This is a genomic window from Rhizobium johnstonii 3841, from assembly GCF_000009265.1.
Lineage (GTDB): Bacteria > Pseudomonadota > Alphaproteobacteria > Rhizobiales > Rhizobiaceae > Rhizobium > Rhizobium acaciae.
Genome location: NC_008380.1, coordinates 661,649 through 676,391, shown reverse-complemented (window position 1 = coordinate 676,391; position 14,743 = coordinate 661,649). Strand labels below are relative to the sequence as shown.

Below are 14,743 nucleotides of genomic sequence, written 5' to 3'. Positions count from 1 at the left end.
GACCCATTGAAACGAACGCCCGCCGATACTGGCGACACCGCCTAACTCGGCGAGACGTCAGGCCGACCGGCGGCTCTTTGAATTAAGCGGGCAACCACTTCAGTGCGGTTCTGCGCCTGCAACTTGCGCATGATGTGTTGCAAATGCATCTTCACCGTATGCCCCGACAGATTGAGTTTTCCCGCAATGACCTTATTTGAACAGCCGCATTGCAGCTCTGCGAGGACATCCGCTTCCCGGGGAGTGAAATCAGCAATCGCCAGGTACTGCGTCCTATCATCCAAGCTCTTTTCGGCTTCACTTCTGGCCGGACTATGCTCGCTTGAGCCGTTTGTACCAGCTCCCAATAGCTGCGGGAAAAATGTTCCTCCTGCCAGAACGAGACGAAGACCGGCAAGAGCAATGTCAACGGGAAGTGAAGTCGAGAAAAAGCCGCGGATGCCCATCTTGAGTGCCTGACGGGCTATGATGGCGTCATCCGTACCTGAGAGCAACGTGACAGGGGCCTCAGGACAACGTGCAGCAATCGCCGCGAGATCATCACGCAGGCTGGTGCTCTCAACACTTCTGCCGGCCAGACCCAATACAATCAAACGCACCTCAGCTCCAAGAGCACTATCGAGACTCTCGGTCGAGATCAAATCTATAACGTTCCATCCGGCGAGTTCGCGCTCAAGAAGCTTCACCACGGTGGTGCGCGCCAATGTAGAATGCTCGATGATGATCACAGTTGGTGCATTGCGCCCCATACGGCGCCTAGTTCCAGTAATGTCGGACACTTGCGTGCTCCCCACGAATATTTGCAACGCAACAGCTATTCATATTATTCCTGTTCTCACTACATGTCATGAGAAAAAGTGAGTGTATATCAGATATCAATAGTCTGATCTCTTATGATAATTCTTATAGTTTATAAGATATCAACGATAGATAACTGGGCTTGCAAAGAACATTGAAGAGCTTTTTCATGAATTCCTGCCGGTTCGACTTGTCGCCGTAGACTTTCCAGCCTTCGTCGAATTCACGTACGGCAAGCGGGTCAACAAAGCTTACAAAGGCACTGAAAAGGCAACCAATCTGCCACAGACCCACTTCGGAAAGCGCCATTGGATATAACGAGCTGCCGATCGGCTCGGCCTTGTTTCCATATCTCAATTCAAAGCAGTCGCAGATCCGACAGCAAAACGACAAACGCGAAAATCAACAAAAGCCTGAGATCGCCGACTACCCGTTATGATTAGTGAAACTGTGCTCTAATGACGCATTAATACCAGTTAGCATTGTTCTCCCGCAGGCGGTACTACGCCGGCACCGACCGATAGCGGCCGGAGGTCACGGCCTTGGCGGCCGAAATCGACGGCAATGCGATGAGATCATGTTGGAATGTTCGGGATCAGCCCGCCGTTCAGTGCCATGTCGCCCAAGGAGCCGAATGCCGGGCGGAGGAAACAATTCAACATATGGCTTGAAAGATCGCACGAAGAACGGTTTCGTGCAGTTGAGCCACCGCAATACAAGTGGGGAGTCTATCCGCGAGAAGAGGATGTCCTCCGAAAACCGCTCACACTTTTCGGCATCATGCTCTAGCTATGCATGAAGCTCAGAATGTCGTCTACGAGAGCCGAATGGGTGTCCGTGAGGTTACCGTCTCCGCCGTGGCCGGCGATGCCGGCCAACTGAAGCGCTTGCTGATCATAGAGAACATGATCGGTCTGTTGGGCGTCCGCCGTCCCGCCGGCGGGAACGGCAATGTTGATGGGATGGAAATAGGCGAAATTGACGTCTACCATGCTGCCGGTTGACGATCCGACCCCGCCACCGCCACCGCCGAGCGCATGGTTGCCGGTAAAAATCGTATCCGACGACAGGTTGAAGCCCCCGCCATTGCCGCCGATCTGCACAGTGCCCTGATCGAAAATGACATTGTTTGTCTGATGAGCCTCCGCCGATCCGCCTGCGGCGCCGATGGCGATGTTGATCGGCGAGAAGATGGCGATACTCACGTCGACCATGCTGCCGACGAAATATCCATCGCCGCCGTGGCCCGCATAAAAATCGCCGGTCAATGTCAACGCAGTTCCTGGGCTCATCGACGGGCCATGGCCCGTGACGTTATGGTCTCCGCCCGAGCCGCCCATGCCGCCGATCTGGGTTGCGCCCTGCAGGAACAGTGCGTTGTTCGTTTGATCGGCGTGAGCCTCCGCGCCGGGGCCCGCAGCCACGGCAGTATTGACGGGGGCAAACAGCGCAACTTCGGTGCTTACAAGTCCACCGTAAAAAAGCCCATTGCCGCCGGTGCCGGCATGATTGGCGCCATCGCCGCCGCCGATGGCAACATTGCCGCTTCCGCCATTCCCGCCTATCCCCGCCATTTCAGTGGGATGCTGATTGATGAGCGCATCATTGCCCTGGAAAGCGTCGGCACCCGAATGAGGTCCCGCAATGGCGGCATTGGACGGCATGAAGACGGCCAATGAATTGCTGCTGATCACGCCTTCGCTTATCCCGTCACCACCGCTGCCGGCTGAATTATGACTTGGACCGGAAGCGACATCCAACGGAAGCCAGGTCGGCACCAATGCCAGATGCCCCGCGGCCACATTGGAGGCGAGGTATTGATCAGCGCCCGTCTTGGGCTGATCTTCCAATAAGGGACGAGTTTCAGCCATTACCGTCTCCATTCGCGTCGACCGCACGTCCACCGAGCATGCGGCCCTATGCAGCCTGATTTGTTCAGACATTGTGCATCTGAACGCAGGAAAAGCAGAGCCTGCAATTCGTCTACATCCTGTCGGCTAGTTCCATAGCCATTTGGCTGTCATGGCCGCAGCGGCCGTTATGCGACTGTGCGAGCACTAATCCGCCTTGGTTTAGAGGCGCTGGCGTCGCTCCGACGAGTGATCATGACCATGCCACCCTGCACCAAATTGCCAAGCACAGATCCAAATAACGCCCCGCCACCTCCAAGTATACACCCGAATGAGTGTCGCCGAATATCTGGATAGGCCAAAGATTAAATCGCAGGCAGTATTTGTCGGCGGTTGTATTGGCTGCGGTGACATGCTGGAACGCACGCTGCAGGGGGACGCCGTAAAAGTAACACTGACGAAACGAAGTAGAAGGAGTGACATCAATGCCTATTCCACAGATATCCGACACGATTCATCTCAACAATCCGGATGCCGGTGACGCGAATGCCGGCAACGGCGGTGATGGCCACAACGATGGGAACATCAACTACAACCCGGTTGCATATGTAGACCCCGTGCAAACGGTCTACGGGGCAACGACCGATCTGCACAATGGCGATCACGTTTGGCAGAAGGCAGGTTGGGACGCCGGCAGTGGCGGAGACGGTGGCTTTGCTCAGGCCAAGAACGGCTTCCTGGCAGCGGTCAAGAACAGCGGCGACGGCGGCGCGGGGGGAGATTCAAACTCCAACGGCAGCCAAGGAAACTCGAGCGGCGGCGACACGGCTACCGTGAATGCGGCTACGACCGCGACACAATATACGCAGCTTGTGGCCGATCAGCACGCGACCATCCTCGCAGGCGTCGGCGGCAACGGCGGCAACGGAAACAACGCTCTGGGCGGCGATATCTCGTCAGCTCTGGTTCACACGGATCCCGAAACGACGACGGTGAACAATTCTCTCGATCACTTCATAAACGCCTTCGGCCATATCGACGTCGATCATCTCGGCTCCTGAACTCAGACTCTGAGGGCCGCTGGTTTCGGCCGGCGGCCCTCAAGGTAAGCAGCCTCTTCTTGTCAGTATCAAGTGCAGCGAGATCTGATAATGACAACGATTTCCATAAAGCCACCGCGCCCGCAGACACAGCTTGTTGTTGCGCTCCGGGCTTGTGCCGGAGCCTTCGGGTTGGTCTTCCTCTACAGCTGCGGCTACAATCTCTTTCTTCTGGCGCCTTCCATCTATCTCCTGCAGATCTATGACAGGGTCCTGTCGAGTAGAAGCGCTGACACGCTCCTGATGCTGACGATGATCATCGCCATCGCCGTGGTGGTCGGGTCCACGCTGGATATCGTGCGCAGGGCAGCTCTTTCGCGCATCGGCAGTTGGCTGGATCACAGGCTGCGGCCCATGGTGCTGACCGCATCGTTCGAATATGCCGCTCGTGCCGATACGGGAGCCGCCGCGGAATGCTACAGGGACCTGGCCGCATTGCGCCAGTTCCTCGATTCACCGGCTAGCTCGCTTTTTTTTGACGTTCCCTGGGCGCCGCTATTCCTGCTCCTGCTCTTTCTTGTTCATCCGCTGCTTGGGACCATCGGTCTTCTGAGCGCAGTTGCACTGCTGCTGTTTGCATTCATGACGGAACTGGCGACGCGAGAGCCGCTTGCCCACGCCAATCTTGCCCTTTCGAGGAGCTATCTGCGATTTGCGACCGCCCTCAAAAACATCGAGGTAATCAGGGCAATGGGCATGCAGGATGGCGCCGCGCTGATCGTCTATCGCGATGCAGAAATGGCAAGAAGGGCGCAGGACATCGCGATGCATCGGACGGAGATCATTCTTGGTTTCTCCAAATCGATCCGCACACTCGCGCAGATCCTGATGATGGGATCGGCGACATGGCTAGTGCTCGCGAACAACGGCAGTCCCGGGATCATCTTCGTTGCGAGCCTGCTGCTCGGGCGCGGGCTCGCACCAATCGAGGGCGCAATAGGTGCATGGCGCTCCCTTACGTTTGCGCGCAATGCCTTCAATCGCCTGAACAGAATGCTGATATCAGTTGCATCTGAACACGATGCCCGAATGGTGCCGCGACCGGAACCCAATGGACTCGTTCTCGATAACGTCAGCTATTTCAAGCCATTCGCCGACCGGCCAATATTGACGGATATCACATTGCGCCTCGCGCCCGGCGATTGCATAGCGCTCATCGGTCCGTCGGGATCGGGAAAATCGACACTTGGTCGCATCATAGCAGGCGTTGTGCCAGCTACGAGCGGATATGCTCTTCTCGGTGGGGTCGATATTTCGGCTCTGCGCCTTTGCGGGGGGACCTGCCACGTCGGATATCTGCCGCAGGACATCGAACTTTTCGGAGGAGCGATCAAGGATGTGATCGGCCGGCTGGACGGAGGAGATCCCGGCAAAGCCATCGACGCCGCGAAGCTGGTTGGGTTGCACGAAGCGATCATGCGGCTGCCGCAGGGCTACGAGACCGATATCGGTGAAGGTGGAAACCTGCTCCTTCGAGCTCAGCGCCAACAGCTTGGATTGGCACGGGCGGCCTATGGAAATCCGTCCCTGATTGTTCTCGACGATCCGAATTCGAGCCTGGATTATGACGGCGAACGGATGCTGTTCACGGCAATCGAGCGCATGAAATCCAGGGGGATGACCGTCGTTATCATAACTCACAGGATGGGAATCCTGCCAGTCACCAACAAGATTGCCATCATGCGTAACGGGACTGTGGCTGCTGTCGGCGACAGCGAGCGGATTTATGAAACTTATCTTCAACCACCGTCGCGAACAGGAACGTAGGGAGAAACGCTGCCATGGCCCTTGTTCAACTGGACGCAACGCCGGCGAGATTTCCAAATTCGTCATTTCCAGATTCGTCGGGGACGGGTCGGCGGTTGGCTCAACGATCGACAGCGACAGCCAAGCAACAGACGGCCTATTTGCCGGTGATCGAGTCGAAACAGCGCGGACCCGCGCCCCCCTCGCCCATGCCGGGGCTCAGAGGCGCTGTCTGGACGGGGAACCTGTTGATCCTGGTTTTCATCGTCGGATTGGGAATCTGGTCAGTCCTGGCGCCGCTGAAAAGCGCTGCGATCGCATCGGGCGTGATCGAACCGGAGTCCAGCCGCAAGACCATTCAGCATCTGGAAGGCGGAATTGTCCGACGGATACTGGTCAAAAACGGCGATGCGGTCATGGGCGGGCAAATCGTGATAGAGCTCGACGATACGAAGTCCCGCTCGGAGAGAGACAGCATTCAAGGGCAACTTTGGGACGCCGAAGGAAGCCGTGCCCGCCTGCTTGCGGAGCAGACGGGCGGCGACCGTGTCGCCTATCCTGATGATCTCAGGGCAGCAATGGACAGATATCCTTCGGTCAGCGCGATTCTGATCGGGCAGCAGAAAATCTTCGAGGCCCGTCGCCGCGTCATGCAGGCGGAAATTCAGATCGCCAATGAAAAAATCGCGCAGGTGCGGCAGGAAATCGTCGGGCTTGGCGCGCAGAAGGCAGCACTGGCCGACAGAGCCACAATCTCGAGCCAGGAACTGGATCAGGTTACGATCCTCAGCGCCAAAGGACTGGAAAGAAGGAGCAGACTTCTCAACCTCCAGCGGGAAAAAGCAGACCTTGATGGCCAGCAGGGTCAAGTCGAGGCACAGATCTCTCGCGCCTACCAGGTGATCAGCGGCTCACAGGCCGATCTCGCAAAGCTCGAGAGCGACCGGTTGAGCGAAGTCGCCCAAGGCATGCGCGATACGGAGAGCCGGATCATGCAACTGCGCGAGCGCTTGCGGGCGATCGACGACCAACTCTCAAGGACCGACATCCGTGCTCCCGAGGATGGAACAATCATGAACCTGCGCGTCCACACATCAGGTGGGGTGATCGGCGCGGGTGAACCGCTCGTCGATCTTCTGCCACGCACCGATCGCCTTGTCGTGTCTGCCCACGTCAGACCGGAAGACATTCATCTCGTCCGTGCCGGGCTCGAGGCACAGGTCCACCTCCTTCCATATAATCAGCGGCGCGTTCCACTCCTGAAAGGTCGAGTGGAGTATGTATCAGCGGACCGTCTCACCGATCCGCAGAGCGGCCAGCCCTACTTTGCTGCGACGATCCGCGTAACGGACGAGCGGTTGGCGAAAATGAGCGATGTCGAATTGGTCGCCGGCATGCCCACACAGACACTGATCGAAACGGGCCAAAGCAGCGTGGCGCTCTATGCCGTCAGACCACTCCTCGACAGTTTCAACAGAGCATTTCGCGAGGACTGAGGCGGTGATGGGCAAGAGAAAATTCGACGACGACCAGATTACCGGTATTCTGAAAGAACACCAAGCCGGAGTGACGGTGGCAGATGTTTGCCACAAGCACGGTATCAGCGAGCCGACCTTCTATCGGTGGCAATCCTTGCAGGTCGGAAATGCCGGTCTCCATGCCAAAAGGTTGAGAGCACTGGAGGAAGAGAACCAGAAGCTCAAGAAGCTTTTGGCCGAATCCATGCTCTCGGCGGCTACACTGAGCGAGATGCTGGCGAAGACATCGAAAGGGCGACACTAACTTCTGAACACAGGAGTTTGTTGGCCGCCTTCAGGCCCCCGCATATCGGGCGCGCGGCATCATATTTGGACGACGGAGCCTCCCTAAGAAGGGGACAAAGGGATACGGTCCGAAAAGTAGCAAGCTCGATCACAACGTGGCCGCCTTGGGAATGCGTATGCATCAAGCCACATCGTCAAGATCGACGTCCAGCGCGCTGGCGATCGACCTAAGTGCGTCCAGGGAGCCCTCCTTCTTTCCGGTCTCGATTTCCGAAAGATAGGGCTGGGAGAGCCCGGACTTTTCAGCCAGCTCCTTGATGCTCATACCGCGATGCTTACGGAACACCCGGACAGGATCTTCGCCGGCAATCAGCGCCTTGACGACGTCTTCAGGCCAGGTCTCTTCGCCAGCGCCGATACGCGCCTTTGCGGCACGCGCCTCGCTGATGTCGACAAGGTCCTGATAGTCGTCTTCGGAAAGCAGCACGTACCCCTTGCCGTCGATGGTCAGTTTCTGGATTTCACCCATGGTGGTTCCCTATTCGTTATAGATGTCGCCACGTGGGCCGGCCTTGATGACGAGGACCTGCATGGTCTGATCGTCGATGATGACACGGTCCTGCCCGACACGAATTCGAAAAAATTCGCTGCCTTGCAGCTTCTTGAGGTCGACTGACTCACCGTTGGCGAAGGCTTCGACCCTGGCGACGATCGCCGCGGCGCGCTTCGGCTGCATTTTGCGGAGTGCCTTCGTGGCGGCCTTGCTGTAGGCGATCTTTTTCATGGGTAAATATAGCTGAAAGCGAATTATTTCGCAACAATAATATTGCCAGTGGCGATACTTGCGAAATTCTGCAGGTTCTTTCGATCGGATGCCCGCACGCATCGATGATGCGGATACAAAAATGAAATGAAAACATCGTGGATGGCAGTGGTGCCCAGGACCGGAATCGAACCAGTGACACGCGGATTTTCAATCCGCTGCTCTACCAACTGAGCTACCTGGGCTAACCTGCTTCCAATGGTCCCTTTCGGAAAAGGAACCGCGGGGCCTTGGTTCACCCCGGAAGCGAGCGGGGTTATAGCATCTTGTTCGGCCATGGCAAGCGTCAAATGACTCTTTTTTGACGGTCTTGCCGGCTTTACGGATTCATGAGGAAAAATAAGAGCTTCGCAGGCGAAATTCTCTAGTTTTCCCCATCGGGATATTCGGCCTTGGTCTCATCGTCGGCAACCGGAATGGCATAGGCGCCGGTCAGCCAGCGGGAGAGATCGGCCTCGCGGCAGCGGTTGGAGCAGAAGGGGTAATGTTCGCGGTTGGAAGGTTTGCCGCATTCGGGGCAAGGGCGCGTCTTGCGCAGCGGTTCGACCTTGGCGGCCGCTTTCTTGTCTTCAGGCATATCCGTCCGTCCTAAAGCATGTCGCGTAAAAGTGTGTAGCGGTTCAACGACATGCGTAAAAACACAGCCTTAAAGCGCGACGCGCGGATCTGAAAGATCGTGACGCGCTTTAAGCATCGGCCGTCGGGCTCAGCCCTCGGGCCACCGGCTATGCACATCGAAGCCTTCGCCGGTCAAAAGCAGAATGGTTTCATAAAGCGGCAGGCCGACGACATTGGTGTAGGAGCCCACCATCTTCTGCACGAAGGTGCCGGCGAGGCCCTGGATGCCGTAGGCGCCTGCCTTGCCGCGCCACTGGCCGGAGGCCAGGTAATTCTCGATCTCGAAGCCGGAGAGACGCTTGAAGCGCACCTTGGTCTCGACGATCTTCTGACGGACCTTGCGATCCGGGGTCACCAGGCAAACGCCGGTGTAGACCATATGGTTGCGTCCCGAGAGGAGATGCAGCGAGTTCAACGCCTCGTCAGCGAACTCAGCCTTGCCGAGAATGCGCCGGCCGACAGCGACCACGGTATCGGCGGACAGGATATAGCTGCCCTTCCAGGTGATATCGCCCTTGATGGCGGCAAGAGCCGCTTCAGCCTTCTCAGCCGAAAGCCTGCGGGCGAGCGAACGCGGATGCTCCGACTTCTTCGGCGCCTCGTCGATATCCATCGGCATCAGGCGCGAAGGCTCGATGCCGGCCTGGTTGAGCAGGTCAACGCGACGGGGCGAGCCCGAGGCCAGAATGAGCTTGTATTTCAGCGCCATGGAACCTCGACCATCGTCAGACGGGAGCAAAAACCCTTGCGGGGACCTTCGGGCAAACTTACTTGAAACGGTAGGTGATGCGGCCTTTGGTCAAATCGTAGGGCGTCATTTCCACAAGCACCTTGTCGCCGGCGAGAACGCGGATGCGATTCTTGCGCATGCGGCCCGCGGTGTGGGCGATGATCTCGTGTTCGTTTTCGAGCTTCACGCGGAACGTCGCATTCGGCAGAAGTTCGGTGACGATTCCCGGGAATTCGAGGACTTCTTCTTTAGGCATATAAGTGTTTTCTTCCTGTGGGTTGAATAGGCAGCGCAGCGCGCGCCTTTAAAATTTGGGCGGAAACTACACAATCAACGCAGGTTTGTGAACCTCGTTGATCAGGCTTTCCTTTATTTGTTTTCATGCCGATTGCGCGGCAATGCCATTTCGTTTGAGTAGCCGGCTTTCGATGAGACCGGCCAGGTGATCGCGGACCTCGCGGTAGCTCTCCAGAATCTGCTCGCGCGTTCCGATTGCAACCGTCGGATCCATGGTCGGCCAATAGACCACATCGACCGCACTCGACCGCGTCAGCTCGAGTGCTGCGTGATGGGCCTGCGGCGACAGCGTGATGATCAGATCGAAGTAATCGTCCTCGAGCTCTTCCAGCGTCTGCGGCTGGCGGCGCCCGAGGGAAAGCCCGATTTCATCGAGCACGACATCCACAAAGGGATCGCGCTCGCCGGCGCGAACGCCGGCAGACCTGATATAGGTATTGGCTGGCAAAATGCTACGGGCGATCGCTTCGGCCATCGGCGAGCGGATGGCATTCATCCCGCACATGAAGAGGATGGCGCCCTGCCGCTTTCCCTCCTCGACGTCGACGGCGAGCTCCATTGCCGTCATCCGCGCCAGTAGAGCACGCAGACCAGCGTGAAAAGGCGGCGGGCGGTGTCGAAATCGACCTCTATCTTGCCGGCCAGCCTATCCTTCAGCGTCTGCGAGCCTTCATTGTGGATGCCGCGCCGGCCCATGTCGATCGCCTCGATGCGGCTCGGCGTCGACGAACGGATCGCTTCGTAATAGCTCTCGCAGATCATGAAGTAATCCTTGACGATCCGCCGGAAGGGCGTGAGCGACAGGATATGGGTGGCGACGCCGCCGCCTTCTTCGGTGGTGATGGCGAAAACGAGTTTCGAATCGACCAGCGAGATGTTCAGCCGATAAGGCCCGCCGGCATGGCCGAGCGGCTCGAACCTGTTCTCCTCGATCAGGTCGAAGATGGCGACGGCGCGCTCATGCTCGACATCGGGCGTCGAACGGCCGATCGTATCGTCAAGGACGACGTCGCAAAGCCGGAATTCGCCCTTCGCCATGCCCTCACCTTTCGAGGTTGAGGCGGATCGCGACCGATCGCGCATGGGCATCGAGGCCTTCGGAGACAGCAAGGGCGATCGCCGCCGGGCCGAGGGTCCGGAGCTGCTGGGGCCCAAGGCGCAGGATCGAGGTGCGCTTGACGAAATCAAGCACCGAAAGGCCGGATGAGAAGCGCGCCGAACGCGCCGTCGGCAGCACATGGTTCGAACCGCCGACATAATCGCCGATCACCTCAGGCGTATGGGCGCCGATGAAGATCGCGCCGGCATTGCGGATGCCGTCGAGCAGCCGGTCCGGATCGGCGACGGCGAGCTCCAGATGCTCGGCAGCGATGCGGTTTGCCAAGGGAATGGCCTGTTTCAGATCGGCAACGAGGATGACCGCGCCGAAATCGCGCCAGCTTGCCGCCGCCGTCTCGGCCCGATTCAGCGTCTTCAGCTGGCGTTCGACTGCCTGCTCCACCGCCTTGCCGAATGCGGCATCGTCGGTGATCAGGATCGCCTGGGAACTGACATCGTGCTCGGCCTGGGCCAAGAGGTCGGCTGCGATCCAATCCGGATTGTTGTCCTTGTCTGCAATGACAAGCACTTCGGAGGGGCCGGCGATCATGTCGATGCCGACAGTGCCGAAGACATGGCGCTTGGCGGCGGCGACATAGGCATTGCCGGGGCCGGTGATCTTGGCGACCGGGGCGATCGTCTCGGTGCCATAGGCAAGAGCCGCGATCGCCTGGGCGCCGCCGACACGGTAAATCTCGGTGACGCCGACAAGCTTGGCGGCAGCAAGCACCGCCGGATTGACAGCGCCGCCGGTGGCGGGAACGGCGATGACGATGCGATCGACGCCGGCGACTTTGGCCGGTACGGCATTCATCAGCACCGAGCTCGGATAGCTCGCCGTGCCGCCCGGAACATAGAGCCCGACCGCTTCGATCGCCGTCCAGCGCGAGCCGAGACCGACACCCATATCGTCCTCGTAGATATCGTCCTTCGGCAGTTGCCGGCGATGATGGGATTCGATGCGCAGTGCCGCGAGCTTCAGCGCCCCCAGCACTTCCGAAGGCACCGCCTCGACGGCGGCGTCGATCTCTTCAGCTGTGACACGCATCGGGACGGTGGCGTAATCAATGCCGTCGAATTTCAGCGAATATTCGGCAAGCGCCACATCGCCGCGGGCGCGCACGTCATCGATGATGGCGCGAACGACGATGTTCACATCCTCGGAGACTTCACGCTTCGTCGTCAGGAAGGCGGCAAAATGCTGCTCGAAACCTTCCGATGCCTGATCCAGCCAGATTGCCAAGGCCGATATTCCTTCTCAACTCGAAACTGCGATGTTCAAACTTTCGGGCGTCATGTCAGCGGTGGCGAGGCTTGGAAGATGCCTCCCAGGCTCCGCCGATATCGGCCAGCTGGACCTCGATGCATTCGACATCGAGCGCAATCGAGGCCGTGCCGGACAGCGACAGCTCGACGGTGCCTTCCGGCCCCTCGCCCTTCTGCTCGAAGCGCAGCGCCAGCAGCGACAGCACTTCATCGCGTTTTCCACGATCGATGCCAAGCGAGCGGACGGCAAGCACGCGCTTGAAGACCAGGGCAGCACGACGGCGCTCGAAACCCTTGCGCTTGCGCTCGGCACCTTCCCAGACGAAACGATTGGCGGCAAGCGCGAACTGCGCGTCACGCGGCGACCAGTCGATGTCGCCGACCTTGAAGACGCTGTCCTGCATATGCGCGGACATGATCGCAAGATCCTCGTTATCGAGCGCAACAAGTTTCAGGTCGGTCATTCAGCCTCATCCCATTACCGGCCTAGGCCGGGCACCGCCGGAATGGCGATGCGTCAGACAAGGGAAATAAGGCGCGGCGACCAATTACGCAACCGGGATGAACGGTGCTTACTCGCTGATGCGCTCGACGATGGCGCCGCAGCGGGTCAGCTTCTCCTCGAGCCGCTCGAAACCGCGGTCGAGGTGATAGACGCGGGAGACCGTGGTTTCACCCTCGGCGGCAAGGCCGGCGATGACGAGCGAGACGGAGGCGCGCAGATCGGTCGCCATGACAGGGGCGCCGCGCAGGCGTTGGACACCCTCGATCTTCGCCGTCTGGCCGGACAGCGAGATCCTGGCGCCGAGGCGGGCAAGCTCCTGCACATGCATGAAACGGTTTTCGAAGATGGTCTCGGTGACATGCGAGACGCCGGAAGAACGGGTCATCAGCGCCATGAACTGCGCCTGCAGGTCGGTCGGGAAGCCCGGGAAAGGATCGGTGACAATATCGACCGGCCTGATGCCGGCGCCGTTGCGCTTGATGCGCATGCCGTTGTTGGTCGACGAGATTTCCGCGCCGGCGCGGCGCAGCGTTTCCACCGCGGTTTCGAGCAGCGCCACGTCGGTATTTTCGAGCACGACGTCGCCGCCGGCCATGGCGACGGCCATGGCGTAGGTGCCGGTTTCGATGCGATCCGGCAGGACGCGATGGCGGGCGCCAGAGAGCGAGGTGACGCCTTCGATGGTGATCGTCGCAGTACCCGCGCCCGTTATCTTGGCGCCCATGGCGTTCAGGCAGTTGGCGAGGTCGACGACCTCAGGCTCGCGGGCGGCATTGCCGATGACAGTCGTGCCGCGGGCAAGTGTTGCCGCCATCATCATCACATGGGTGGCGCCGACGGAGACCTTCGGGAAGGTGTAGCGTGCGCCGATCAGGCCGCCGGCAGGCGCCTTGGCGTTGATATAACCGGCATCGATCTCCATGGTCGCGCCGAGCGCCGTCAGGCCCTCGATGAAGAGATCGACCGGGCGCGTGCCGATGGCACAGCCGCCCGGCAGCGAAACGCGGCAATGGCCTTCGCGCGCCAGCAGCGGGCCGATGACCCAGAAGGAGGCGCGCATCTTAGAGACCAGCTCATAGGATGCGGTCGTATCGACGATGGTGCGGCAGGTGAAGTGGATCGTGCGCGAATAGGAATCTTCCTGGCGCTCGCGGCGGCCGTTGACGGCGACGTCGACGCCGTGATTGCCGAGGATGCGCATCAGCAGCTCGACATCGGCCAGATGCGGCACGTTTTCGAGCGTCAGCGTATCGCTGGTCAGAAGCGAGGCGATCATCAGCGGCAGTGCGGCATTCTTGGCGCCGGAAATCGGAATGATGCCATTCAGCTCATTACCGCCGACGATTCTGATACGATCCATGTGCGCTTACGGGCCGAGCCCGCCTTTCCTGAAAGTTCTGCCTTGGAATAAGGAGTGAGGTGTTTAGGGGATTTCTCGACACGCTTCAATTCGCGACGGACGGAACATTACGATTCGTCCATTTTTGCGGCGGGAAGCCCATTTGTTTCGTCGGCTTGGCCCGAACGGCGGGCGCGGACCTGCTGTTTGCGTCGCCCCAGATTTTCCCTGAGCTTTTCGGCGGCACGGTCGCGGCGCAATTTCGCCTGCGCTTCGATCGCCTGTTTGCGGCTCTGCTGGCCGGTTTCGGTCTTTTCATTCATGCGACAGGATTAGCCGAATTCGCGCCAATCCAAAAGGCCCTTTGCCTCAATCCATACGAAGTTGGAATTTGCGGCTTGCGCTTGCCGCCAAGCTGTGGCAATAGCCCCCCGTTCTCGCGATTGAGCCACCCGGCTCGCACGGGTCCTGGTCCTGCTGCCGTAGCTCAGTGGTAGAGCACACCCTTGGTAAGGGTGAGGTCGGTGGTTCAATCCCACTCGGCAGCACCAGTTTTTCTCTTAGATATCGGGAAATCACTTTTCTCCGTCAGCGAGGCGGGGCAACATTCCGACTTAGTAGATCGGCGAGACCAGCCCCTCATCCGGCTGCCGCCACCTTCTCCCCGTAAACGGGGCGAAGGGGATATGCCGCGACCTCTCCGTCCCTCGCTCACCTCTCGCAGGGCACGTCCCCTCGCCCCGTTTTTACGGGGAGAGGGTTAGGGTGAGGGGCAGCCATCTGCATGAACCGGACAGCCACGCAGCGCAA

The 14,743-nt window shown here is 59.1% G+C and carries 16 protein-coding genes, 2 tRNA genes and 1 pseudogene; 5 read left to right on the top strand and 14 right to left on the bottom strand.

Features of this window, described 5'->3' with window-relative positions:
- Positions 1 to 41: 41 nt before the first annotated feature.
- A complete protein-coding gene (locus tag RL_RS03305) occupies positions 42 to 806 on the bottom strand; it encodes a response regulator transcription factor (RefSeq protein WP_011650408.1) in 765 nt (254 codons plus the stop codon).
- Positions 807 to 1,583: 777 nt separating this feature from the next.
- A complete protein-coding gene (locus RL_RS03290; RefSeq protein ID WP_041936165.1) occupies positions 1,584 to 2,669 on the bottom strand; it encodes a hypothetical protein in 1,086 nt (361 codons plus the stop codon).
- 464 nt (positions 2,670 to 3,133) lie between these two features.
- Between RL_RS03290 and RL_RS03285 the strand changes: the two genes are divergently transcribed.
- From RL_RS03285 to RL_RS03270, 4 genes and pseudogenes are all read left to right on the top strand, one after another.
- A complete protein-coding gene (locus RL_RS03285; protein WP_011650405.1) occupies positions 3,134 to 3,709 on the top strand; it encodes a hypothetical protein in 576 nt (191 codons plus the stop codon).
- A gap of 90 nt (positions 3,710 to 3,799) precedes the next feature.
- Positions 3,800 to 5,515 carry a type I secretion system permease/ATPase gene (locus RL_RS03280; RefSeq protein WP_011650404.1) on the top strand — a complete coding sequence of 572 codons (1,716 nt, stop codon included), beginning with the start codon at positions 3,800 to 3,802 and terminating at the stop codon, positions 5,513 to 5,515.
- A 14-nt stretch (positions 5,516 to 5,529) separates the two neighbouring features.
- Complete coding sequence (locus RL_RS03275) at positions 5,530 to 6,990, top strand: HlyD family type I secretion periplasmic adaptor subunit (protein WP_011650403.1); 1,461 nt, start codon at positions 5,530 to 5,532, stop codon at positions 6,988 to 6,990.
- 7 nt (positions 6,991 to 6,997) lie between these two features.
- A pseudogene (locus tag RL_RS03270) lies at positions 6,998 to 7,255 on the top strand (transposase); the annotation flags it as partial.
- A 183-nt stretch (positions 7,256 to 7,438) separates the two neighbouring features.
- On the opposite strand, the gene RL_RS03265 reads toward RL_RS03270, so the two are convergent.
- The 12 genes from RL_RS03265 to RL_RS03210 form a co-directional block, all read right to left on the bottom strand.
- Positions 7,439 to 7,786 (bottom strand): helix-turn-helix domain-containing protein, encoded by a 348-nt coding sequence (locus RL_RS03265; RefSeq protein ID WP_011650401.1) that lies wholly within the window; start codon positions 7,784 to 7,786, stop codon positions 7,439 to 7,441.
- 9 nt (positions 7,787 to 7,795) lie between these two features.
- Positions 7,796 to 8,041, bottom strand: coding sequence for a type II toxin-antitoxin system RelE family toxin (locus RL_RS03260; RefSeq protein ID WP_011650400.1), 246 nt, complete (start codon positions 8,039 to 8,041; stop codon positions 7,796 to 7,798).
- 148 nt (positions 8,042 to 8,189) lie between these two features.
- Positions 8,190 to 8,265: transfer RNA gene (locus tag RL_RS03255), tRNA-Phe, on the bottom strand.
- Positions 8,266 to 8,444: 179 nt separating this feature from the next.
- The gene (yacG, locus tag RL_RS03250) at positions 8,445 to 8,657 is read right to left on the bottom strand and encodes a DNA gyrase inhibitor YacG (RefSeq protein WP_011650399.1); all 213 of its coding nucleotides are present in this window, start codon (positions 8,655 to 8,657) and stop codon (positions 8,445 to 8,447) included.
- Between the two features lie 129 nt (positions 8,658 to 8,786).
- Complete coding sequence (locus RL_RS03245; RefSeq protein WP_003545339.1) at positions 8,787 to 9,407, bottom strand: Maf-like protein; 621 nt, start codon at positions 9,405 to 9,407, stop codon at positions 8,787 to 8,789.
- A 58-nt stretch (positions 9,408 to 9,465) separates the two neighbouring features.
- Positions 9,466 to 9,684, bottom strand: a complete 219-nt coding sequence (infA, locus tag RL_RS03240; protein WP_003545338.1) for a translation initiation factor IF-1 — start codon at positions 9,682 to 9,684, stop codon at positions 9,466 to 9,468.
- 123 nt (positions 9,685 to 9,807) lie between these two features.
- Positions 9,808 to 10,293 carry a low molecular weight phosphatase family protein gene (locus RL_RS03235; RefSeq protein WP_011650398.1) on the bottom strand — a complete coding sequence of 162 codons (486 nt, stop codon included), beginning with the start codon at positions 10,291 to 10,293 and terminating at the stop codon, positions 9,808 to 9,810.
- Positions 10,290 to 10,763 carry a UPF0262 family protein gene (locus RL_RS03230; protein ID WP_011650397.1) on the bottom strand — a complete coding sequence of 158 codons (474 nt, stop codon included), beginning with the start codon at positions 10,761 to 10,763 and terminating at the stop codon, positions 10,290 to 10,292. The genes RL_RS03235 and RL_RS03230 overlap by 4 nt, the downstream gene beginning before the upstream one ends.
- 4 nt (positions 10,764 to 10,767) lie before the next feature.
- On the bottom strand, positions 10,768 to 12,066 hold the full coding sequence (hisD, locus tag RL_RS03225) for a histidinol dehydrogenase (protein WP_011650396.1): 1,299 nt from the start codon (positions 12,064 to 12,066) through the stop codon (positions 10,768 to 10,770).
- 55 nt (positions 12,067 to 12,121) lie between these two features.
- Entirely contained in the window at positions 12,122 to 12,553 is a 432-nt protein-coding gene (locus RL_RS03220) for a DUF2948 family protein (protein ID WP_003545314.1), read from the bottom strand.
- Between the two features lie 108 nt (positions 12,554 to 12,661).
- Positions 12,662 to 13,954 carry a UDP-N-acetylglucosamine 1-carboxyvinyltransferase gene (gene murA / locus RL_RS03215; protein ID WP_011650394.1) on the bottom strand — a complete coding sequence of 431 codons (1,293 nt, stop codon included), beginning with the start codon at positions 13,952 to 13,954 and terminating at the stop codon, positions 12,662 to 12,664.
- Positions 13,955 to 14,061: 107 nt separating this feature from the next.
- Positions 14,062 to 14,256: a hypothetical protein gene (locus tag RL_RS03210; RefSeq protein WP_025393091.1), complete on the bottom strand. Its 195-nt coding sequence runs from the start codon at positions 14,254 to 14,256 to the stop codon at positions 14,062 to 14,064.
- A gap of 153 nt (positions 14,257 to 14,409) precedes the next feature.
- Between RL_RS03210 and RL_RS03205 the strand changes: the two genes are divergently transcribed.
- A tRNA-Thr gene (locus RL_RS03205) sits at positions 14,410 to 14,484 on the top strand.
- Positions 14,485 to 14,743 lie beyond the last annotated feature (259 nt).